This is a genomic window from Pseudorhodoferax aquiterrae (assembly GCF_014652235.1).
Lineage (GTDB): Bacteria > Pseudomonadota > Gammaproteobacteria > Burkholderiales > Burkholderiaceae_C > Pseudorhodoferax > Pseudorhodoferax aquiterrae.
Map to the genome: position 1 here is coordinate 1 of NZ_BMYK01000050.1, position 20,245 is coordinate 20,245.

The window sequence follows — 20,245 nt, forward strand, 5'->3', positions numbered from 1 at the left end:
GTGCTAGCTTTTCGTACCGTCACTTATTGCACTGAAAACGAGGAGACCCCAAGTCGGCCACTCCAATCTCATCGTCGAACGAAAGCTGACCTGCGCCTTGACGTCGGATTGCGTTCAAGGTGATGGGCAAGTCGTCGAGCTTTGCATCAGGACGGCCGGCCAGGCAGTGCCTATCCGTGTCGGTGCAGTGGAGGCAATTGCCGACGTGGGGCTTGCTGGTGACCGGCACGCCTCTCGCGCATCGCCAAGGCAGGTGCTCATCGCATCGAGCAGGACGTACCAAAGGCTGTCCGCTGCCCACCAGCCACACCCATCATTAGCACGAAGAAGCAACCGACCTGCCAGGGCAAGCTCATGCCATTCATGCAAGCGCCGCCTCAACGCGTTGCTTATCTCAGCTCTCGATCCAGTGGGTGTCCTGCCCATGCGCCGCCAGGGCCTCGGACGAACGGTTCCGAATGCAGCACGTGGGGCCCGAGACAGATCTCGCGCGTGGCCTGCATCCACGGCAGTGTTACGCCACCAGCGTCTCGTTCACCGCGGGCGTTTTCCAAAGGTTGATGATTTTTGCCGGCGCTGGCCGCGCGAGGCGCTCGCGCTCGGCGGAGGACGGGAAGTGGTCGAACGTAACTGACGGACGGTCCTCCAAGACGGCGTAGCTTGTCGCAAGGTCGTCCGGGTCTGGGTTAAGCCAGGCGATGACGTTTTCCCGCTTGATCACCACGGGGCAGATGTCCTGACCTGCGGCTTGGACTTCCGCCGGTGCCCGGTCGACGATGGTCGCGAACGACAGCAAGTTGACTCTTCCAGGCCGCTGCCAATGCGACCATAGGCAGGGGACGTACAAGGTCTGACGCGGGTTCGGGAAGAACTCGAGCTCAAGCGCGGCCAGGCTTTCATCTTTCAGCAGCGGGCGGTTCCGGAGGCGATGAAGAGCCACTGCTTCGAAGAACGATTCCACGGCAATGACCCCGTGTGTGTGGCCGAACTCGGTTCTCCATCGCCCTTTCAAGCCGTCCTTGCGCGCATGGTGAGGACTCTCCAGCAGGTTCTCCATGCGACGCTCGACGTTGGAAGGCCGGCATTGGTATCGCATGGGCCTGATGAGCGTCTTGCCATCCTGTACGGTGACGATCGGTACGAAGCTTCCCGGGAACATCCGCCCAAGCTGACATCCGTCCACGTTCTGTGCCAGCGCAGCGCGACGACGCCGCGCCGCGGCGATCTTGTGCGTGGACATGCGCGCGCTGTGCCCGGCGCCTTTGCTTTGCTGGGACCCAAATCGGCGCCGAGCGTCCGCCAACCTTGCAACTTGCGATGCGATTTCTTCGTCGGCCGCCCGAATTTGTGCGAGCCGATGCCGGATCACGAGGTCGCGAAGGGGCTCGAAATCGGGCTCTTGTGCTTCGAGAAAGGACTGATCGACTTCGGTCGGTATGGAGACGCGGTCACCGTCAGCGCGTCGCCGGAAACTTTCATGGAACGCGTTGAGATCGACTTGACCGCCGAAATGAGCAGCGTAGAGCTTGGGGTCGGTCCAAACGGTAGCGGAATACATCAGGGCACGTCGTGATTTCAGAGGGAGCGTCTGCAGTCTACCTAGGCCCGTGCAGCTGAGCACCTGCCAATCAGCGAGAGCAAGCTTCGTGTTCACGCTGTCTTGGTGAGTAGACGCGTTCAAGGAAGTAGGCTGAAATAGATCAGGGCAGCTGCGATCCAGAACGTCACTCGCAGCGTCGGACCAGCCGGCCCCGCCGTCACGACCGTGCGCCACGTCTCAGGCATGCGCGACCAGCCGGCCACGGCAATCATGAGCGCGAAAAAGCAACCGACCTGCCAGGGCCAGCTCATGGCGTTCAGGCTGGCACCACGTCTTCGACGCGCGGCTTGTCACGAGTCTCAATCCAGTGGGTGTCTAGGCCATGCGCAGCGAGGGCTTCGGCAAGGCGCGCCTTAAGGAACCACCGGTTCATCATCGAGCCTTCCATCCATTCGCAGCTGAACCTTTCAGTTGGCAGTTGGGTAGGCAGAGACGTTGCGATGCGGACTTGTTTCATTTCGTTAATCGTAAGTTTCGGGTGTGCCTACGGCATGTGATCGCCGTCACACAAGTTCTGCAAAGCGTTGCCTGCAGGTGTGACACGAGGATGTCGGGCAGCCCAAGTCCTTGGCGGCCTGCGCCATTGAACTTATCGGGGTTACAGCGCCTACCCCGTGCGCAAGTTCTCGCCTACCCGGCGGGCAACCAGTTGGGCGGCAAAGTGCTGCCTTCGCCTCGTCGTAGGCATGAACCTCTAGGAGCTTCCATGACCAATCCCAGCGATCCAACCTTGATCAACAACCTCGCACATGCAACGCCTGTTGACGTTCCAGCGCGCGAGAGCACCGGGACCACCATCGTCAGCAACGACGTGTCTTCGCGTGACGACGTCGTGGACGTGCTGAACGACCTGTTGGAGAACGCGCGCGACGGCGAGTACGGATTCAAGACCTGCGCCGACCAGGTCGAGACCGCCCGCGCCAAGGAACTCTTCCTTTCGCGCGCAGAGGGCTGCCGCGTGGCCGGCGAGGAACTCATCCGCCTGATCCGTCAGTACGGCGGCGAGCCGGCCAGCGGCGGGACGATGTCCGGCGCCATGCACCGCGGTTGGGTGGCCGTCAAGGGAGCCGTGGGTGCAGACAGCGAGCTGTCCATCCTGGAGTCCTGCGAGCGCGGAGAAGACACCGCCATCGCGCGCTACCGGAAGGCACTCAAGAGCGAGTTGCCGGCTGACGTGCGTGCCGTCGTTGAGCGCCAAGCTGAGGGCGCACCGCGGAACCACGATCAGATCCGCGACCTGCGCAACGAGGCGCGGGCAAAGGACTGATCGCGTTTGCGCTCATTCGCGAACCAAGCTCCGTTCCAAGGAGGGGCCAGTACCGCTTCCGACGGTCTGCGCGCCGCCTTTGCACATCCTCGGCGACTGTTTCAGGACAGCCGGGGCATTTGTCTCTGTCCTGCAGCGCGTTCGAATCAAAGGCCAGGCTGTCGGATGTCTGCATGCCGGAACAGCCGGCTCATCGCGAATTTCGGCGAGCAGGGGCTCAAGCACAGGCTTGAGCACCTGCGCAAGAGCACCCGGCAGAGGCTGTCGCCGGATGGAAAAGATTGCCTTGTCCCAACCTTTTTCGCGGCGCGAGCACCGTCAGCGTTCAATTCGCATAGGGACAACACTAGGGTCCGTTTAAAGCCAGCCGCTGGGCGGTCGCCTACAGTGACCGCATGCACCGCTATTCATCAGCGCTCATCCACTTGGAGGCCATCCGACAGGCCGCGGCCCGCGTCGAAGACGCGGAGGTCCGTGCGGTCGCTTTGGACTTGGTGGCCCGGATCGAGATGGACTACCATCTTCACAGGCTGAGCAAGGGAGCGATGCTGACGGCGCTGGATGCTTTCAGGGGTCTTCCGGGGACCGAAGAGAGCATCAGGGCCTTGGAAGCCATGGCGGCTCGCGGCCCGTCCGGCTGGCACGGACCATAGTGCTAAGGATTCGCCGGTCCTCTCGCCGGCCGGTGGGTCGCAGTGAAGACGAGGCGGCTCCTGTCGTCTTGGTTAAAAACGGTGAAGTGCGTCAGCACCAAGCGGATTCCCCGGAACTCCACGGTCAGGCCACCTGAAGCATCTGCATGGCCAGCCGGTGCATCACCGCAGGTGTTCCGGCAGCCTCTACTGCGAGGTGTTGCGAATCAATAACGGAAGCGGAGCACGATGCCGAGAGGTCTGAACCCAGACCCTCTATGGTCATCGGGTGGCTGGCCGGCACGGAAGTTTCAGCTGCAATCTGGTTCGCTCGACGTTACTCCATGGCACCTGCTGTAGGGTTCTATTTCAAGCGTATCCGGCAGTCCTATTGCCCGTTGGCGACGTGGTCTGCGGCAGTGGGGCCTGTTGCATATGGACTGTTAGTTGCCGTCGAACTTCAAAACCCGGCCGCCGGCAGACACGGCGGAAAGTTCGTGATACTGTATTTATGTACAGTAATTCTAGACCATATCCGCAGTCCCCGCCTTCGACCCATCTGTCGCCGCCACCCCCGCCAGGGCGCGGGCGCGCCTGCAGCCGGTGCGATCACGCGTCGCCGGGTCGGTGTGGCGGGCAACCGAATTGGGGCACCGGACGGGCCGGCCCGTCATCGCTCCCATTGCGGCATTGGGCCGGGACCGGCCGACGAGCGCGCGCTGAGTCTGGGTGGCCAGCTCGGCCGAATGCCAGCGATCGAGGCGACTAGGCGCCCGGTCGCCGGGCGGCAATGCCCGGTGTGAATCGAGTGCTCGAACAGCAGCGGCATCTGCCAGCTCAGTCCAGGACTTCCTTGTTCACGGTCGCGCGCAGCCTCGCGACCTGGTCTTCAAGTCCCGGCACCAGCTCCAGCGTGTCCAGCGCGAGCAGGACCACCGGACCATTCAGTCGCTGGTCCGCATGCATCGAAAGCAGGTGGCCGAGCAGGTCTATGCTCAGCTGCCGCAATTCATCGGACACATTGCATTCCGCCAGCGCGGCTAGGCACTCGTGCAGTCTCTCCCGGGTCTCGGGGGTGTTCATCAAGCAACTATAGGGCGCTGGCACGGAATTTCGCCAGTTTTGACAGTGTCTACCCAGGCCCTTGTAAAGAACGCAGGCGGCCTGACCGCAACCAAGAAAAAGTGCCCCAACTCACGTGAATTGGGATGCCATTTCTCCATGAAAGAGACGAAAACCCTGGGAGGCCGACCAGGCGCAGGCCGCAAGCCCAGAGTAGCCGGCGCGCCGGCAACACAGTTAAACCGGAACGTCTTGATTGGTGGCGGCGCTCTCATCTTGCCGGGCGTGACGATTGGCGAAGACGCGGTCATCGGCGCGGGAAGCGTCGTCACGCGCGATGTCTTGGACGGCCAGACTGTCGTGGGCAACCCGGCCAGACCTCGAAGCACTCGCTGACTGCCCGTCGGTCCGAGCCTAGCGGATGGGCGATTGTGCGGAGGACCTATGAGGTTCTCGAAGCCGGGCCCCAACACTGTCCAAGCGTCGTGCCGACCCAGGACCCGTTGCGACCTACAGCTGGTGACATGCGGCTGAGCCCTCGCGTATGGTGGTACCACAAAGCTGCGGCCCAGGCCTGTGCGTCGGCTCGGATGGCTGCATGTCACAACGCTGCGGCGCGAGCGCTTCGCACCGGATGCCGTCGATGTCGAAACCATGATTCTTCAACGCACGCAGCCTGGAGCGCACCCGACGTCCGCCGCGCATCGGTCGAATCCCGAGTTCTTCCATGCGAGCAAGGAACGCCGCAGCGAACTCCTCCAACAATGGCATGGCCGGCTGGACGAGACACACCTCGACCTGCCTGCCGTCTGGATGAACGGCCGTGGCCACCCATCTGCTCAGGGACGGCGCGTTCATGCTTGCGGTGCGCGTACGGTTAGTACGCCTGGCGTTGGAGCGGCGCCATTGGCATGAACGCTCGGCATGACACGGCCGTCTTGGTGCAGCACGACAGGCGCACCATCGGGCGGCTCCGCACCGCTGCCTGCAACGCTCGCGGGAACACCCTCGAACGCCTGGACCTTGAATGGCCATTCGCGCACGCGCACCCGCGGTAGCGGTTGGCCGGGCGAGGTCATTGCACGGCCCTCAGTTCGGTGGACGCCTCACCGGAAGGTGAAGTTGCCAGCCTGTCGCGCACACCCTTTGATTTAGCCCGCCCACGCAGTGCCGCGCGCAAGGGTTGCCACGACGAGGAGGCGGGGTTGCGGTCGTAGCGCCATACCAGCGCGCTCCCGTCAATCAGCCCGGACGCATGGAGCTGGAGAAGGCGCTCGGTTCCGACGGGACCCAGCTTCTGGTCGCCGCGCATGTACCACCACGCATCGTCAGGTGCATCGAGAAATTCCATGAGAGCAAGCTAGCAGGGCTGTGCAACAAATGGAATCATCCGAACACGGAAAATTGCATGTGCAAATGCACATTTTGGCGTCGAGGCGGCGGATGGCGGCGGCCGGCCTTATTGCCTGTTGGGTGGGCACGCCAGTTAGGGACGCCTACTCCCTGGCGCGTCCGGCTCGCAGCCGGAAGGCCAGCGCAGTTCGAACGTGGTGCCCGTCTCTGCGTCCGACCGGGCGGTCAGCGTGCCATCGTGCGCGTTCGCGACCAACTGGCAGATGTGCAGGCCCAGCCCCATGCTGCTGTCGAACTTGCGAGGCGACGCTTGCCAGTACGCGTCGAACACCCGCGCAAGCTGCGCGGCGGGAATGGTGGCGCCACGGTTGTTGACCCGAATGACCGCCGTGCCGTCGGCTACCGAAGCGTGCACCAAAATGGGCTCTCCCTCGGCACCGTGCGCGATGGCGTTGCCGAGCAAGTTCGAGAGCAGTTGTTGCAACCTGGCCGGCTCACAGCGGACTGGGCAGGGGATGTCGATGTCGCTGCGGATGTCTCGACCTGGGTTGGCATCGCGGACTTCGTCGACCACTTCGCGCAGCGCTGCTCCGACTTCGGCGTGCTCCTCGAGCTTGATGGGCATGGCAGTGCCGGCCCGTCCCCGCGCGTAGTCCACCAGGTCGTTGATGAGACCAAGCATGCGGTTGGCGCTGTGCAGGAGCCGCGCGCTGACGCGGGCAGCGCTGGCGTCGGAGCTACGGGTCAGCAGCTGGCTCGCCGTGTGCATGGTGGCCAGGGGATTGCGCAGGTCGTGCGCAACCACGGCGATGAACTCTTCCCTCGAACTCCCGAGCGACTGCTCGTCCGTGAGGGCCGTGCGGGTGCGCCGGTGGGCGCGTGCTTCGTCCAGCTGCAGGCCAATCAGCGCGGCGAAGCCCTCGACCATTCCCTCCATCGCCGGCGTCGAAACGCCTCGCGGCTGCGGGTCGATGGCGAACAGGGACCCGAAGTACGACCCGTCGGCCAGTCGGATGGGCGAGGAGATGTAGCTGCGAAAGCCGTACAGCGCAGGAACAGGATGCTCGCGGTAGCGCACGTCGGCCAGGACGTCGTCGAAGGCCATGGTGCCCTTGCCGGCCAGGTGCTCCTTGCACAGCGTGGCGTGGACGTCGAGTTCGGACCCGGCCTGCAAGCCGATGCCGACCTCGTCCTGGACCGAGCACGCCAGCCATCGCGTCGGCGTGACGCGCGCCACTGCCACGAAACCCATGTTCGCCTGCTGTCGGATGAGCCGCAGGATGGCCGGGATGCTCGGGACGGCCGCCACCATTTCGAGGTCGGTCTCGAGCTCCTGGTCCCTTGAGGGCGTCATCCTGTCCTCCCATGGCGAACCGGTGGCCGCAGGCGCGTGCCGGACCAGCGCCACGTTGATGATAGGTCCTGGGTCCGGTGTACCCGTCGGCTTCTTCTGGCATGGCGCCGAGCCGCCATCCGGCGGCCCGCATGCAGGCGCCGCAGCATGCTGAAGTGACGCGGAATGGCCCGTGCGGGAACTCCAACCATGGCTGACAACGAGAGCGAGGACTTCAGGCGCTTCCTACAGACCCGGCGTGCCGAGGTCGCGCAAGCCTATGTTCAGGGCGATGCAGAGCCGCTCCGGGGTATGGCCACTGCGCACGACCCTGCTAGCTTCCTGGGTCCGGGCGGCACCGTGCTGCAAGGTGCCATGCGGGTCAGCGAGGCCCATGGGGAAGGGGCGAAGAGCTTCGGCACTGGGGGCAGCACGCGCCTGGAAGTGTTGCACCACTGTGCCAGCGAAGGACTCGCCTTCTGGACGGGCTACCAGCACGCGACCGTCGTGCTGCATGGCAAGCCCGCGCCGGTCGCCATGCAGCTGCGCATCACCGAGGTGTTTCGCCGTGAGGACGGCGAGTGAAGGCTGGTGCATCGGCATGCCGACACGCAAGGGCAAGAGCAGGCGCAGCCAGTCCGCCCGGTCCAGGTAAGCGGCTCGCTGCCGTTCCAGCCATGAGCAATCCCTGGACGAAGAAGTATCCGATGCTCAGCATCTGGCTGAGCGCGGCGAACTCGGTGTCCGGCATCGCCAGGGCACGCACGACGGCGGCCGCCAAGCGCCAGGGGGCCACTGCGCAAGCCCAAGCGGTGCGCGGCATGCTCGAGTTCTGGGGCGTCGGCACGGGCAAGGCGAAGGTCAAGCGGCGCTCGCGACGATGACCGCGACGAGAGGCACGGCACAACGGGGTGAAAACATTGTCAAGACGCCGGACGGCCGCTACCTGGTCGTGCGTGGGCGACTGTGGCGCGCAACAGACCCGCGTCTGACCGCGGAGCGGCGCTCCGAACTGGTCGAGCAGCTGATGGACGCGCGCCGGTCTCTGCGCAGGAGGGCGGACACGACCGGACGGGCGCAGGCCCGTTCCCAGGTCGATGCCGCCAAACGCGGGCTCGGCGAGCGCGGCCCTGTGTGGTGGACGGACGGGGCGCCGAACTACAACCGCAAGCTCGTCAAGAACACGCCTTATGCGCAGTGGCACGCCGCGTTGTTCGACCAGCATGCCGCAGACGACGCGTAAGAGTGCGACTTCCCATTGAAAGGTCGTAAGGTGCATCCACCGGATGCAACGCGCCCTGGACGACAGTGGGTGGGACAGCGCGCTGGCGATGGCTGGCAGCATGCTCGGCAACAGTGGATACCCCGGCAGGTGCCGACGGCTTCGCGGTACATGTCCATCGGCAGGCGGATGGCGCGCAGGTCGGCGCGGTGGCGTGGCCTCAGGCGCGCTTCAAGCCGCAGCGCACCGGCTCGCGGCACTGAACAGTCAGATGCGGAACGACGGCAGCCACGCGGCAGGGTCGGCAAGGACTTGTGCTGCGGACTCCGCTCAGGCCCACAGCGTAACAGCGAGCTGGGTACTCCCCGCACTGCATGTCGATGTAGGCTCTGGCTGGGAGGGACGTCCTCGCGGGAGATGCAATGGATTTGATTGACGTGCCCCCCATCCGCCGTAAGCGTGGCCTCACCACCCCATTGATAGCGCAGCCCTGACCGCCGAGCATGTGTGTCCATATGCAGGACTCTGGACATACCCCTGAGTGGGCCGGCCCGATGGTCGAGCGCACGATGCGCAACGGCAAGCGGATCTACACCTCGGCCTTCAAGGCCTGGATGGTGGAGCAGTCCCGCGTGCCAGGCGCGTCGGTTTCCGGCCTGGCGGTGCGCCACGGCGTCAACGCGAACCTGCTACGGCACTGGACGCGGCTGGAGCATTGGGGAGCCTGCGCGGGCGCTCCTGTTCTGCTGCCCGTGACGGTCACGCAGCCAGAGCCTGCCGCAGTGCCGTCGCCCATGGCCGAAGGCTCGGCACCGATAGAGATCGTGCTGGGCGAGGCCATCGTGCGCGTTCCCGTTGGCGTGGGGCTTCAACACCTGCGCCTTGTCCTGCAGGCGCTGCGCCCGTGATCGGCCCGCCGGCGAACACCCAGGTCTGGCTGGTGGCCGGGCACACCGACATGCGCAAGGGCTTCGACGGCTTGGCCGCGCTGGTGCAGACGGCCTTGGCGCAAAGCCCGTTCAGGGGCCACGTCTTCGTCTTTCGCGGCCGCCGTGGCGACATCGTCAAGCTGCCGTGGTTCGATGGCCAGGGCCTTCTGCTGCTGAGCAAGCGGCTGGAACAAGGGCGCTTCATCTGGCCGCAGGCCAGCAGCGGCAGCGTGGCCCTCACGCCGGCACAGTTGTCCATGCTGCTGGAGGGCATCGACTGGCGCATGCCGGTGCGCACGCAGCGCCCCGAGTTGGCGGCATAGCCACACCTGCGTGCCGTCAGTTGCATCCCCGATTGCCAGGGCGCGACCCTGCGGCACAGTTGGGGCCTGTGTCGACACCACCGCCCGCCGAGCCCCACACCGTCGAAGGCTTGCTGCGCGTGATCGAGGTGCGCGATGGCGAACTCGCCGTGCTGCGCCTGATGGTGGACAAGCTCAAGCTGCAGTTGCTGCGCCGCGTGCGCTCGCAGTTCGGCAGCTCCAGCGAACAGCTGCAGGCCAGCCTGATCGACGAGCAGGCATTGCCGGTGCCAACCTTCAAGCCGGTCGGCACCAAGGCCGAGGCCGCCAACGCATCCACCATCGACCGCAGCCTGCCGGCGCACCTGCCGCGCGAGGCGCAAGTGCATCGCCCCGAGACGAACGCCGCACGCCACAACGCAGCAGGCCAGCCCTGCGGCTGCACCGCCTGTGGCGGGCGGCTGCGCCAGATCGGCCAGGATGTCTCCGAGCAGCTGGAGTACGTGCCGGCGTGCTTCAAGGTGATCCGCCATGTGCGGCCCAAGCTGGCCTGCGTGCGTTGCCAGTCCATCTTCCAGGCGGACGCCGCCAGCCGGCCCATCGCACGCGGCCTGGCCGCAGCAGGCTTGCTGGCCCACGTGCTGGTGGCCAAGTATTGCGACCACCTGCCGCTGTACCGGCAAAGCGGCATCTACGCGCGCAGCGGCGTGCAGATCGACCGCTCCACCATGGCCGGCTGGGTCGATCACAGCGAGCGGCTGCTCGCGCCGCTGGTGGCCGCGCTGGGCCGCTACACGCTGGCGGCGGCCAAGCTGCACGGCGACGACACGCCCGTGCCGGTGCTGGCACCTGGCCAGGGCAAGACGCGCACCGCGCGCCTGTGGGTCTACGTGCGCGACGATCGGCCCGCCGGCGCCGGCGAGCCGCCTGCGGCCTGGTACCAGTACACGACCGACCGCAAGGGCGAACACCCGCAGCGCCACCTGCGGCACTTCCAGGGCGTGCTGCAGGCCGATGCCTATGGTGGCTGGGGCAAGCTGTACGACAGCGGCCAGGGCACCGAGGCGGCCTGCTGGGCGCATGCGCGCCGTCCGTGGTGGGGCCTGTACCTGAGCACCGGCAAGGCCGAGGACTCCATCGCCGCCCAGGCGCTGCAACGCATCGCGGCGCTGTACGCGGTGGAGAAGGAGATCCGCGGCCAACCACTTGATGTACGACGAGCCCACCGCCAGGCCCGTGCCGGCCCGCTGCTCGAGGAGCTGCACGCCTGGCTGAGCCGCCTGGTGGGGCGCGTATCTGCCAAGTCCGATCTGGCACGCGCCATCGGCTACACCCTCACGCGCTGGCAGGCGCTGACGCGCTACCGCGATGACGGGCGGATCAACGCAGCCGAACGTGCCCTGCGCGGTATAGCGCTGGGCCGGGGCAACTACCTCTTCATGGGCTCGGATGCCGGCGGCGAGCGGGCCGCTGCGATCTACAGCCTGGTGCAGACGGCCAAGCTCAACGGGCTCGATCCCGAGGTCTACCTGCGCGAGGTTCTGGGGCGCATTGCCGATCATCCGATCTGCCGGATCGAGGAGCTGCTGCCGTGGAACATCGGCACGCGCGAGGTGGTGGGCGACAAACAGCGACGCGCCGCATGAGCCGCGGCGTCGATCCGCGCATGCTGGAGTTGCTGAACAACGCCAGCAGCTTGCAGCTGTTCGAGCTGAGCACCGTCATCGAGCGGTTGCTGGCCGACCCGCGCCGCATCATTGCCGTGCGGGTGAACCTGCACCTGGGCCAGACGGTGCGCTTCCTGGACTGGCGCGACGGCAGCCTGCGCGAGGGCAAGGTGCTGGCCATGAAGGACACGCAGGTCGTGCTGCAGGACCTGCGCGAGCGGCGTGAATGGAAGCTGCCCTATACGGCCATCGAGCCGCCGGCAGCGCACGGCAGCCATGCGCAGCAGACCCCACCAACGCAGCCCGAGCCGAGTGCGCCGAAGCCCACCCGCGAGGACTTCCGCCGCGGCGACAAGGTTGCCTTCGAGGACAAGTACCTGCAGACGGTGGTCAGCACCGTCGTGCGAATCAACGAGCGCACGGTGACGGTCGACGCTGGCAACGGCAACACCTGGCGTGTGGGCTTCGCATTGCTGCGCCGCGTGCTGGACATCTGAGCTTCCACCGAACGGCCAGGGTCAAGTGGGCCCTGGGGCCTCGCTTACCATCCGCCGTACCAATGTGAAGTAGCAGGAGTCCGCCCATCAGGAGAATGGCGGACATGAGGAAGAGCAAGTTCACTGCAGGAGCAGATCATCGGGTTCCTCAAGCAGGCCGAGGTGGGCATCGGGGTGGCTGAGATCTGCCGCAAAGGCGGGTTCTCGGACGCGACGTTCTACAAGTGGCGCGCCAAGTTCGGCGGCATGGAGGCGTCGGAGGCGCGCCGGCTGCGCGAGCTGGAGGAGGAGAACGGCAAGCTCAAGCGGCTGCTGGCCGAGGCGCACCTGGATATGCACGCGCTCAAAAGCGTCCTGGGATAAAGCGCTAGCCCCACAGGCCCGGCGCGAGGCCATCGGGCAGTTGGCGCGCGAGCACGGGCTGTCCGAGCCCCGCGCGTGCAGGCTTGTGGGGCTGAGCCGAGACAGCTACCGGCATCCGCCACACGCCAGTGCCGAGAACCAGGCGCTGAGCGGGCGGATCGTGGCCATCGCGCATGAACGCCGGCGCTTTGGCTACCGGCGCGTGCTCGACATGCTGCGAGCGCAGTTCCCCGGTGTGAACCACAAGCGGGTGTACTGGCTGTGCAAGGCCGCCAACTTGGCCGTGCGCAAGCGCCTCAAGGTACGTCGAGCGGCCAGCGAGCGCACGCCGCTGGGCATCGCCACCCAAGTCAACGAGGTGTGGAGCATGGACTTCGTCAGCGACAGTCTGGCCAGCGGCAGGCGCCTGAAATGCCTGACCGTGGCCGACGACTACAGCCACGAATGCGTGGACATCGCGGTGGACTTCGGCATCGGCGGTGCCTACGTCACGCGGCTGCTGGACCAAGCCGCCACCTTCCGGGGCTATCCAGCGGCGGTGCGTACCGACAACGGCCCGGAGTTCACCAGCCAAACGTTCATCGCCTGGACCCAGGCGCACGGCATCCGGCATCTGCTGATCTAGCCCGGACGACCCATGCAGAACGGCTACATCGAAAGCTTCAACGGGCGGTCCCGAGACGAATGCCTGAACGAGCACTGGTTCGAGACGCGGAGCCAGGCCCGCGCGGCGATTGCGGCATGGCGATGCGACTCCAACGAAGTGCGCCCGCACGGCAGCATCGGGCGTATTCCACCGGCGCAATTCGCCGAGCAGCACCGAGGGCGCGCCTTGGGTGCTGCTCGGCCATCCAATCCCAATCAACCAAATCCAGTAACCTTCAACCAGGACTCTTGACGAATCGCTGGTACGGCTATTGGGGGCAGGTCAACATCGGCCACCCGATAGTGCCGTTTCGTGATGTGCTTGACCGCTTCGATCTTGAATTCTTCAGGGTAGGGTTGCTTGCTCGTCATGGCACATCCTACTGGGCCTCAGGTTTGACGCTTGAAGGTGTCTACTGAACCCAGACCGATTCACTTTTGCGGGACGGCTTGAGTACGTTGACGGAGTGGGTCATCATCTGTGCGGCAACTAGCGGGAGCGGGCATGACTCAGATTGACCACAAAGATAAGCCGCAGCGGCAGCGGCCGTGCCGGAAGGCTTTGCGCCCTGCCGGTTTGGGGGTCGTACTGCTGAGCGTCAGTCTTGGGCTGGCTACGAAAACTGCGCAATCCGGCGAATCTGCCGAGGCAACTGGAACGGCATTGGAGGTCTGTAACCGTCCTCATGACCTGAAGCTGCCACAGTTGAAGAGGGTGGAAGACGCCGAGCTTGTACGCTCAGCGACAGGCGCCATCGGCCAAGGCAACTTGTGTGGCGCGGTGGCCTACGAAGTCCGGCAGCGCCTCACCGTGTATCGGCTTTCAAACGCTCCGGTAGTGCACCGAGATCGGTGGTGGACGCTTACCGACCCGTCGGGCACGGCCGAGCAATACCGCAAGGACAATGTGATGTGCGATGCTTGGTTTACCCAGAAAAAGACTACGTGCCAGCTTGAAGTTGGCACGCACGTCGCGGTTGGCTTCGGGCAGAGCCACAGTTGCGAGGGTTTTGGCGACCGACCGTTCGCCGCCTCGTCGAAGTGGCAGGTGTACCTCGTTCCGGACAAGGACGGAAAGTTCGATACGCAGGCGGTTGACTGCAAAGTCGGGGACGGTCTCGAATGAAGCACTGAGTAGGTGGTATCTGCTCTGAGCGAGGTGCTTGAACGCGCTTTTTTCTTCGCGAACAGCGAGTCCTGCAGTTATGCCGAATGCGATGTGCGTTTCGGCCGAATGGATGCGTCCACGGTGGCCCCTCCGTACGACGACCGCACCATAGGAACGACCGGTCGATGACAACAGAATACTGCACGGCATCGGACTGCTACCGGTCGCGGCTTGTCTGCTGATTGACCTCTCGCGCTGCATGGAGCTGTCCTCAGTATTGAGGATGCCATGGGCGAATCAATAAGTGCATCCTTCATCCGACGGATGCCGTAACTCGTTGCTATGGATACTGTCCGAAGTAAATTTGAAGTGGAAACGATATGGTCGGGATGAGCGGACGCGCAATTGCAGTTTTTGTTGCGGTGGCAATGACCACCATAGGAGGAGCGGTGAGCGCACAGACAACCCCAGTCGATGCTGCGGCGCTTAAGCAGCAGAAGGAGGACGCGGAAACCCGGCGCGATACCTATAAAGCGCAGCTTGAAGCCGAAGTCGCGAGGCGCGCCCTAGAAGCGGCGCTAGATCCCGCGAAGCAAGGCGAAGCAGCACAGGCGGCTGCGATAAAAGTGGCAAAAGACACTGCTGATGCCCAGGCAGCGCTGGCAAATGCGCAGAAGGCGCAGTCAGAAGCGGAGCTAGCAGCGCTCAAGAAGCGGTATGGCGACTTCAGTGGCTCCGGAATTAGTGGCACTGCAGAGCTGACGGGGAGTGCAGGCACTGCAGAAGCAACGTTGTTGGGTAGCGTTGCAGTCAATCGCATTGCGAAAGAGTTCGCAGCCCCGCTCAAAGCGCTGTCCGCCACGGGCTCTATTGTCCTCACGACAGCAACAACAGTCCCAGACTTTCAGGCCCTGACCGCGTTCGAGACGCAGTTCTTGGCGGTGAGCACGGCGGTCGCCGCTGCCCGGCTCGGCACGAGCGACAAAGCGGCAGACAACGCGGGCCTGAAGACCGAGTCTGTTGCCGGAATCGGCCTCGGCTTGGATGCCGTCAGCAAAATTCTTTCGTTTGCCAAGACTGACTACAAATTCGTAAACCTGGATGTCGCTGGCACCGACGCGATGCTGCTTCGTGCCCTGGCTGGACTGCTGAAGGACAAGACTGTCGAGATACCTGCATTCTACGTCGCTGACGCTATTTCCGCGAGCAATCGGATACTTTCGCGAACCGGCGATATAAACAAGTGGTCGGTTGAAGCGAAGGGCCGGGTCAAATTCCACGAGGCGGCACAAGCAGAGTTCGAGAAGCAAATCGCGGCAAAGCCCGCTGACCAAGACTTGAAAGACGGCCTGCAGAAGGCAAAGTCAGCACTTTCGACGTGGAAAGCCGTCTCTGAATCTGTCGACGCTTGGTCGAAGCAGTTGACCACCGCGGACGACAAAGGCAACTCTCCGATTGCGACAATCGCGCGCCAATCCGCCATTAAGAACAAGTTGGAAAACAATGGTGTCCTAGTCATCGTCGAGCTTCATAAGGTCGCAGGCAGCGGGTACACCAAGAAAAATTTGTGGTCGTCGTTGGGTGCAAACCCGTTCTTCGTAATGGGCGGCGCCGTTGCGAGTTACGTGGCCCTGGAGGGTAACACGGGCAGAGTCCTCGACGCTCAAATGCTTCCCGTACACGGCGGCTATCACTCCGTCAGCGACATTAAAGGTGTCGTTAACGAAGGGCTGGCTAAATGACCTTAGGTGGAAAATGCCATGAGCGATAAAACCTTCGAAAGAGCCAGCCGGCAGCTGAACTCAATCGTGGCAGCCGGTGGGCTAAGTCTGGGTGATGTTGAGGCTTCACTGACGGCGGCGATGCGCCGCAGGGGCAGCCGAGTTACCGAAGCGACTAAAATTGTTGCGTTGGAGGCAGCAGATAGAGTAATGACGAATCGCCCTCTGACGGCAGAACATAAAGCCGTTGTAGAGGGCATCGTGATCGGAAACGGTTTGCGGCCGGCTATCGACATCGAAAATGACACGTTCGACCCGTTGCCGGCGATCTGGGACGACGTCAATGCCGCAAGGTCAAAGATGACGCCGCTCATTCGGTCAGTCGGCAGGCTGAACGTTGCGGGGCATCCGAAAATTTCATTCGCTGGTACAGCTTTCGTATGCGGTCGCGATCTTCTGCTGACCAATCGCCACGTTGCAGAAGAGTTCATGACGGAAACGGCGTCCTCGCAATTGCGCTTCAAGCTTGGGATGTCTGCCGAAGTCGATACAAAGGAGGAAGTCGACTCCTCTGATACGTTACTGCTGAAATGCACTGGCCACGGCGCGGTATCTACCGAATGGGACGTGGCTGTTCTACAGATCGAAGGACTGCCTGCAGGAATTCAAGCAGTTCCGCTCTCTTCGGCTAGCCCGACGAGCTTCAAGGATAGGACTGCGGCAACCGTCGGGTACCCGGGTTTCGACGAGGCGGAGAATCTGATCGAGCAGATGTTGATCTTTCGCAGCGTATTCAACAAGAAGCGCCTGTTGCCGGGCAAGTTCACTGACATCTTCGCAGTGCAGTCGTACGGCCGTAGCGTCAATGCGCTTGCCCATGACTGCACGACGCTTGGCGGCAGCTCAGGCAGCATCGTGATTGACGTCGGAACGTTGAAAGTCTTTGGCGTGCATTTCGGTGGCGAGTCCGGGGTACGCAACTACTGCGTACCTTCGTGGAAGCTTCCAGAGATTCCAGCATTCGCGGGATTCAAAAACCAGATGTCTTTCGTTTAGCGAAGTTTTGTCGGGTGACATCCGAGCAAAAGCCGATTCGCTCCGTCACGCTCCCTGATCGCCAATGTTGAGTGTCGGAGTTTAGTGTGTCCTGAGCCACGGCATCGAACGGCTGCTAGGGTCGTGAGCCGAAGCAGAGGCGAGTGAAGTCGATAGGGCCACAAGCGGATTCCTGCGACCGTCCGCTCGGGGCGCGGCCATTGAAGCAAGGCGTCGTACTGTTGTGCGTGTGCCTCGATGCACAACACATGAAGCGAGCTACAGTGACCTACTCGTCAACAGGCCTAGCCGCATAGCACACCTTCGTAGGAAGAATGATGGCCACATCTCGAAAACCGTCGGTCTCTGCGGCCCGTAGCCCTACCTTATCCACCCCTGAGAAATCTGGGGCTCATGGTGGCGGACCGGCGACGGACGGTTCGGCTTTGCCGGGTGTTGCGGACGTAGCCGTGACGAACAAAAGTATAGGCGCTGCCAAGCTCGGTACTGATGGCCTCTCGAGACTATCGAAAGTAATAGCTGACTTCTGGCAATTAATAAGTTCAATAGTTGCCATTGTCGCCGCTATTGTTGGCGCTTTAACATTCTTCGCAACACGCGATCAACTTATTCGACTTGAGTGTCTAACCAATCAAACTCTTCTTCGTCAAACGCTTCCAGGGCAAATCTCCCAACTGTCGATGAGCATCAAGCTAGCACAGACTGAATTAAAGGACATTCAGCCGGGATCGATGGCCGCGCACGCGAAATCCATTGAAATTGACAAGTATCGAGAAGATATGAAGGCGTCACAAAAGCAATATAACGAACTGCCTGTGGTTGGAACTTCCTATTGTGATGCTCAGCCGGAGAAGAAAAAATGAGAACATTGTTGTTTATTGCGCTATTAGTTTGGGCGCCCTTCGCCCAATCCCAGGCAGGTCGCGACAATCAAGATTCTTGCTCGCTTCTTAAGGCCTGCAACTCTCAATGTGCATCTCTGCGGAATTGCGATTCGCCGCTGGACAACCGGGACTGCACCACCAAGATTTTTGGCTACCAGTTCAATGATCACACTTGCGAAGCTGCCAAATCAGCTCAAAACTTAGTCTATTCTAGCCAGAAGTCGATGTGTGAATCCTTGAAAACACAGGAAAAAGCATTTTGCGAAGTTGATCAAGGACGGTGTATTGCCGTTTCTAACGCTTGCAGCACGCTCAAGGATCAACCGATTGCAAAAAAAGTTGCAGGCGCGAAGATTTTATGGGTAGATGACAATCCAAATAATAATCGGCACGAGCGCGACGCTCTCGGTAAGCTGGGGGCCGTTGTCATTATTAGCGAGAGTACCGATGAGGCTCTGAAGGCTTTTAAGTCTCAAAGGATTGACTTAGTAATATCTGATTTTTCTCGCCGAGACGACCCACAAGCAGGCTATACTTTGTTAGATTCTCTGAAAAGAACGAGTAGTACAAGCGTAGTCCCCTATGTCATTTTTAGCAGTTCAAGTACCCCTTCATTCATTTCAGAGACAAAGAAAAGAGGGGCATTTGGTCAAACGAGTCGACCTACGGAACTCCTGTCGCTCGTGGTCGAGGCGCTGTCCACGCAATGAGCCAAACTTCAGCTTGAGCGTGCAGCGGCCGCTTTGGGGCTGTGAGTAAGAGGGCCGCCAATGTCGCTAATGGGCGCAAAGATGACAATCGCTGAGTCCAGCGTGTCCGAGATGGAACTCAGAAGCAGCCAGCGGTCGGCAGTCTTGGCTGCCTGTGCGTCCCGCTGGGCGCGCCGATGCTGACGTGTGGCCAGTCTTACAGCGGCAACGATCGCAGCGATGGGTTCATAGCCTGCACCCAGCTTGCCCACTCGCCTTTGGTCAGGCATATGCCCTACCTATTGATCCACAGCAGGCCGTACTCGTCAGCCGGCAGTTGCACTCACTTCATCACCTGGGTAAGTCTCGGCAGAGTCGTCGCGTCCATGCTTCCTCCGGGCCAAACTGTAGCGGCGCCAGACCGGCCATGCGGCCGGGATGCGCGGCGGCCACACTCGGCCCGCGCCGCCCTCTCCTGGCGGACTCTCTGGCCCGGCGGCGGATTCTGCAGCGCGCGTGCCGCCATCCGCTGCTCCTCTTAGCAGCTGCTACGGCTTGTGCCGCGTAGCCCGCGCTTTTGCGACCACCTCTTGGGTTCGCGTCCGCTCGGCTGCCGCTTGAGCGCGCAGCCACCCGTGCGAACACGCCAGATCGCGAAGCCTTGCGGAGATAGGTGCTGCTGTAGTGGTGCCGTAGGGGTTATCGGAGAGCGAGATGCCGGTCTCAAATGCTAGCCGGCCTTCCTGCACGGCTTGGTGAATGTCTGGTTGCATGCGGCAGTTCTGGCAATCCACGTTCCCGCCGCAGGGTTCCACTCGGGCCGCAGACCACAGGGCTTTCGGGCTGCTACATCCGCAGCGGCATCTGACAGCTCAGCCGAGCACTTCCCTGTGCACGGTCGCGCGCAGCCTCGCGACGTGATCTTCGAGCCCGGGCACCAGCTCCAGCGTGTCAAGCGCCAGCAGGAACACCGGGCCATTCAGCCGCTGGTCGGCATGCATCGAAAGCAGGTGGCCGATCAGGTCGACGCTCAGCTGTCGCATCTCATCAGACACGTCGCATTCCGCAAGCGCGGCTAGGCACTCGTGCAGTCTGGCCAGGGTCTCGGGAGAATTCATCAGGCAACTATATGGATGGCAGCAGCCATGCCGTTCGGGCCGCCGGCGTAGCCGATCACCGCGCACCGCCCAGCGCGCAGCTTGTTTAGCTACGCCGTCGGCTGAACCCTACAAGGCGTGCTCCATTTTGCCGTCATGCAGTCGAGGAGAGTGCTGCGATGATTTTGTTTTTAACTGCGCGGGAGAAGAGGTGGCAGACAACTGGATCACGCGCGACAACCCGGACCGGTTGTCCATCGACAGGGCTCCGGTTCGGCGCATGCACGCCGTTGTTGCCTTCGCTTCGCTACCGCTGTTCCTTGGCGCTCTGCTCAGTGACCTGGCTTACTCGTCCTCCTTCCAGGTGCAATGGACCAATTTCGCCGATTGGCTCAATGCGGGCGGTTTGACACTCGCCGTGCTCGCGTTGGTGTGGGCGGTTCTGGCAGAACTGCTTAGCAGGCCTCGCCATCCGCCAGGTCGCCGCTGGCTCCACGCCACACTGCTGGCCGCCACAGTGGTGCTCGGGCTGGCGAATGCATTTGTTCACGCGAAGGATGGCTGGGCCGCCATGCCCGCCGCAACGGTGCTATCGCTGTGTGTTCTGGTGGCTGCGGCGGCGGCATCTGTCGTGGGGCTCACCCATTTCGGCAGGAAGGTTGCGGTATGAAGACATCCCCTGTTCTGACACTGTTGCTCGTATGCGCAGTGCTTGGCGGGTGCAGCAAGGATGCAACCGATGGCAAACAGTTCGGCGCCATCGATAACCTGCCCGAACCAAGCGGCGGCCTGCTGCCGAGCATGTCCATCGCCGAGCC

The 20,245-nt window shown here is 62.8% G+C and carries 21 protein-coding genes and 2 pseudogenes; 16 read left to right on the forward strand and 7 right to left on the reverse strand.

Features of this window, described 5'->3' with window-relative positions; genetic code table 11:
* Positions 1-514: 514 nt before the first annotated feature.
* From IE209_RS32595 to IE209_RS34100, 3 genes are all read right to left on the reverse strand, one after another.
* Entirely contained in the window at positions 515-1,558 is a 1,044-nt protein-coding gene (locus IE209_RS32595) for an SOS response-associated peptidase family protein (protein WP_189691021.1), read from the reverse strand.
* Between the two features lie 119 nt (positions 1,559-1,677).
* Positions 1,678-1,851, reverse strand: a complete 174-nt coding sequence (locus tag IE209_RS32600) for a hypothetical protein (protein WP_189691022.1) — start codon at positions 1,849-1,851, stop codon at positions 1,678-1,680.
* 5 nt (positions 1,852-1,856) lie between these two features.
* On the reverse strand, positions 1,857-2,057 hold the full coding sequence (locus tag IE209_RS34100) for a hypothetical protein (RefSeq protein ID WP_229883173.1): 201 nt from the start codon (positions 2,055-2,057) through the stop codon (positions 1,857-1,859).
* A gap of 249 nt (positions 2,058-2,306) precedes the next feature.
* Between IE209_RS34100 and IE209_RS34105 the strand changes: the two genes are divergently transcribed.
* Complete coding sequence (locus IE209_RS34105) at positions 2,307-2,867, forward strand: ferritin-like domain-containing protein (protein WP_229883174.1); 561 nt, start codon at positions 2,307-2,309, stop codon at positions 2,865-2,867.
* 1,469 nt (positions 2,868-4,336) lie between these two features.
* Here the strand turns inward: IE209_RS34105 and IE209_RS32610 are convergent.
* The gene (locus IE209_RS32610) at positions 4,337-4,582 is read right to left on the reverse strand and encodes a hypothetical protein (protein ID WP_189691024.1); all 246 of its coding nucleotides are present in this window, start codon (positions 4,580-4,582) and stop codon (positions 4,337-4,339) included.
* A gap of 225 nt (positions 4,583-4,807) precedes the next feature.
* Here IE209_RS32610 and IE209_RS32615 point away from each other — a divergent pair.
* Positions 4,808-4,957: pseudogene (locus tag IE209_RS32615) on the forward strand (DapH/DapD/GlmU-related protein); the annotation flags it as partial.
* Between the two features lie 679 nt (positions 4,958-5,636).
* On the opposite strand, the gene IE209_RS32620 reads toward IE209_RS32615, so the two are convergent.
* Both IE209_RS32620 and IE209_RS32625 read right to left on the reverse strand, forming a co-directional pair.
* Positions 5,637-5,912, reverse strand: coding sequence for a DUF4339 domain-containing protein (locus IE209_RS32620; RefSeq protein WP_189691026.1), 276 nt, complete (start codon positions 5,910-5,912; stop codon positions 5,637-5,639).
* A 135-nt stretch (positions 5,913-6,047) separates the two neighbouring features.
* Positions 6,048-7,322: a GAF domain-containing sensor histidine kinase gene (locus IE209_RS32625; protein ID WP_189691027.1), complete on the reverse strand. Its 1,275-nt coding sequence runs from the start codon at positions 7,320-7,322 to the stop codon at positions 6,048-6,050.
* Positions 7,323-7,457: 135 nt separating this feature from the next.
* Here IE209_RS32625 and IE209_RS32630 point away from each other — a divergent pair, with 135 nt between their 5' ends.
* From IE209_RS32630 to IE209_RS32690, 13 genes and pseudogenes are all read left to right on the forward strand, one after another.
* Positions 7,458-7,832 (forward strand): Cif family virulence factor, encoded by a 375-nt coding sequence (locus tag IE209_RS32630; RefSeq protein ID WP_189691028.1) that lies wholly within the window; start codon positions 7,458-7,460, stop codon positions 7,830-7,832.
* Between the two features lie 92 nt (positions 7,833-7,924).
* Entirely contained in the window at positions 7,925-8,131 is a 207-nt protein-coding gene (locus tag IE209_RS32635) for a hypothetical protein (RefSeq protein ID WP_189691029.1), read from the forward strand.
* Complete coding sequence (locus tag IE209_RS32640) at positions 8,128-8,490, forward strand: hypothetical protein (protein WP_189691030.1); 363 nt, start codon at positions 8,128-8,130, stop codon at positions 8,488-8,490. Before IE209_RS32635 ends, IE209_RS32640 begins: the two co-directional genes overlap by 4 nt.
* Positions 8,491-9,023: 533 nt before the next feature.
* Positions 9,024-9,377 (forward strand): transposase, encoded by a 354-nt coding sequence (locus IE209_RS32645; protein WP_189691031.1) that lies wholly within the window; start codon positions 9,024-9,026, stop codon positions 9,375-9,377.
* Positions 9,374-9,721, forward strand: a complete 348-nt coding sequence (gene tnpB / locus IE209_RS32650) for an IS66 family insertion sequence element accessory protein TnpB (RefSeq protein ID WP_189691032.1) — start codon at positions 9,374-9,376, stop codon at positions 9,719-9,721. Before IE209_RS32645 ends, tnpB begins: the two co-directional genes overlap by 4 nt.
* Before the next feature lie 59 nt (positions 9,722-9,780).
* Positions 9,781-11,346 (forward strand): IS66 family transposase, encoded by a 1,566-nt coding sequence (tnpC, locus tag IE209_RS32655; RefSeq protein WP_373305468.1) that lies wholly within the window; start codon positions 9,781-9,783, stop codon positions 11,344-11,346.
* On the forward strand, positions 11,343-11,864 hold the full coding sequence (locus IE209_RS32660) for a hypothetical protein (protein WP_189691034.1): 522 nt from the start codon (positions 11,343-11,345) through the stop codon (positions 11,862-11,864). Before tnpC ends, IE209_RS32660 begins: the two co-directional genes overlap by 4 nt.
* Positions 11,865-11,987: 123 nt before the next feature.
* A pseudogene (locus IE209_RS32665) lies at positions 11,988-13,125 on the forward strand (IS3 family transposase).
* A 252-nt stretch (positions 13,126-13,377) separates the two neighbouring features.
* A complete protein-coding gene (locus tag IE209_RS32670; RefSeq protein ID WP_189691035.1) occupies positions 13,378-13,998 on the forward strand; it encodes a hypothetical protein in 621 nt (206 codons plus the stop codon).
* Positions 13,999-14,369: 371 nt separating this feature from the next.
* A complete protein-coding gene (locus IE209_RS32675) occupies positions 14,370-15,722 on the forward strand; it encodes a hypothetical protein (protein WP_189691036.1) in 1,353 nt (450 codons plus the stop codon).
* Positions 15,723-15,740: 18 nt separating this feature from the next.
* Positions 15,741-16,757, forward strand: coding sequence for a trypsin-like serine peptidase (locus tag IE209_RS32680; protein ID WP_189691037.1), 1,017 nt, complete (start codon positions 15,741-15,743; stop codon positions 16,755-16,757).
* A gap of 317 nt (positions 16,758-17,074) precedes the next feature.
* Positions 17,075-17,620, forward strand: coding sequence for a hypothetical protein (locus tag IE209_RS32685; RefSeq protein WP_189691038.1), 546 nt, complete (start codon positions 17,075-17,077; stop codon positions 17,618-17,620).
* Positions 17,617-18,351, forward strand: coding sequence for a response regulator (locus IE209_RS32690; RefSeq protein ID WP_189691039.1), 735 nt, complete (start codon positions 17,617-17,619; stop codon positions 18,349-18,351). The genes IE209_RS32685 and IE209_RS32690 overlap by 4 nt, the downstream gene beginning before the upstream one ends.
* Before the next feature lie 851 nt (positions 18,352-19,202).
* On the opposite strand, the gene IE209_RS32695 is transcribed toward IE209_RS32690, so the two are convergent.
* Positions 19,203-19,448 carry a hypothetical protein gene (locus IE209_RS32695; RefSeq protein ID WP_189690031.1) on the reverse strand — a complete coding sequence of 82 codons (246 nt, stop codon included), beginning with the start codon at positions 19,446-19,448 and terminating at the stop codon, positions 19,203-19,205.
* A 190-nt stretch (positions 19,449-19,638) separates the two neighbouring features.
* Here IE209_RS32695 and IE209_RS32700 point away from each other — a divergent pair, with 190 nt between their 5' ends.
* Complete coding sequence (locus tag IE209_RS32700; protein WP_229883175.1) at positions 19,639-20,097, forward strand: DUF2231 domain-containing protein; 459 nt, start codon at positions 19,639-19,641, stop codon at positions 20,095-20,097.
* The last annotated feature ends 148 nt before the right edge of the window (positions 20,098-20,245 follow it).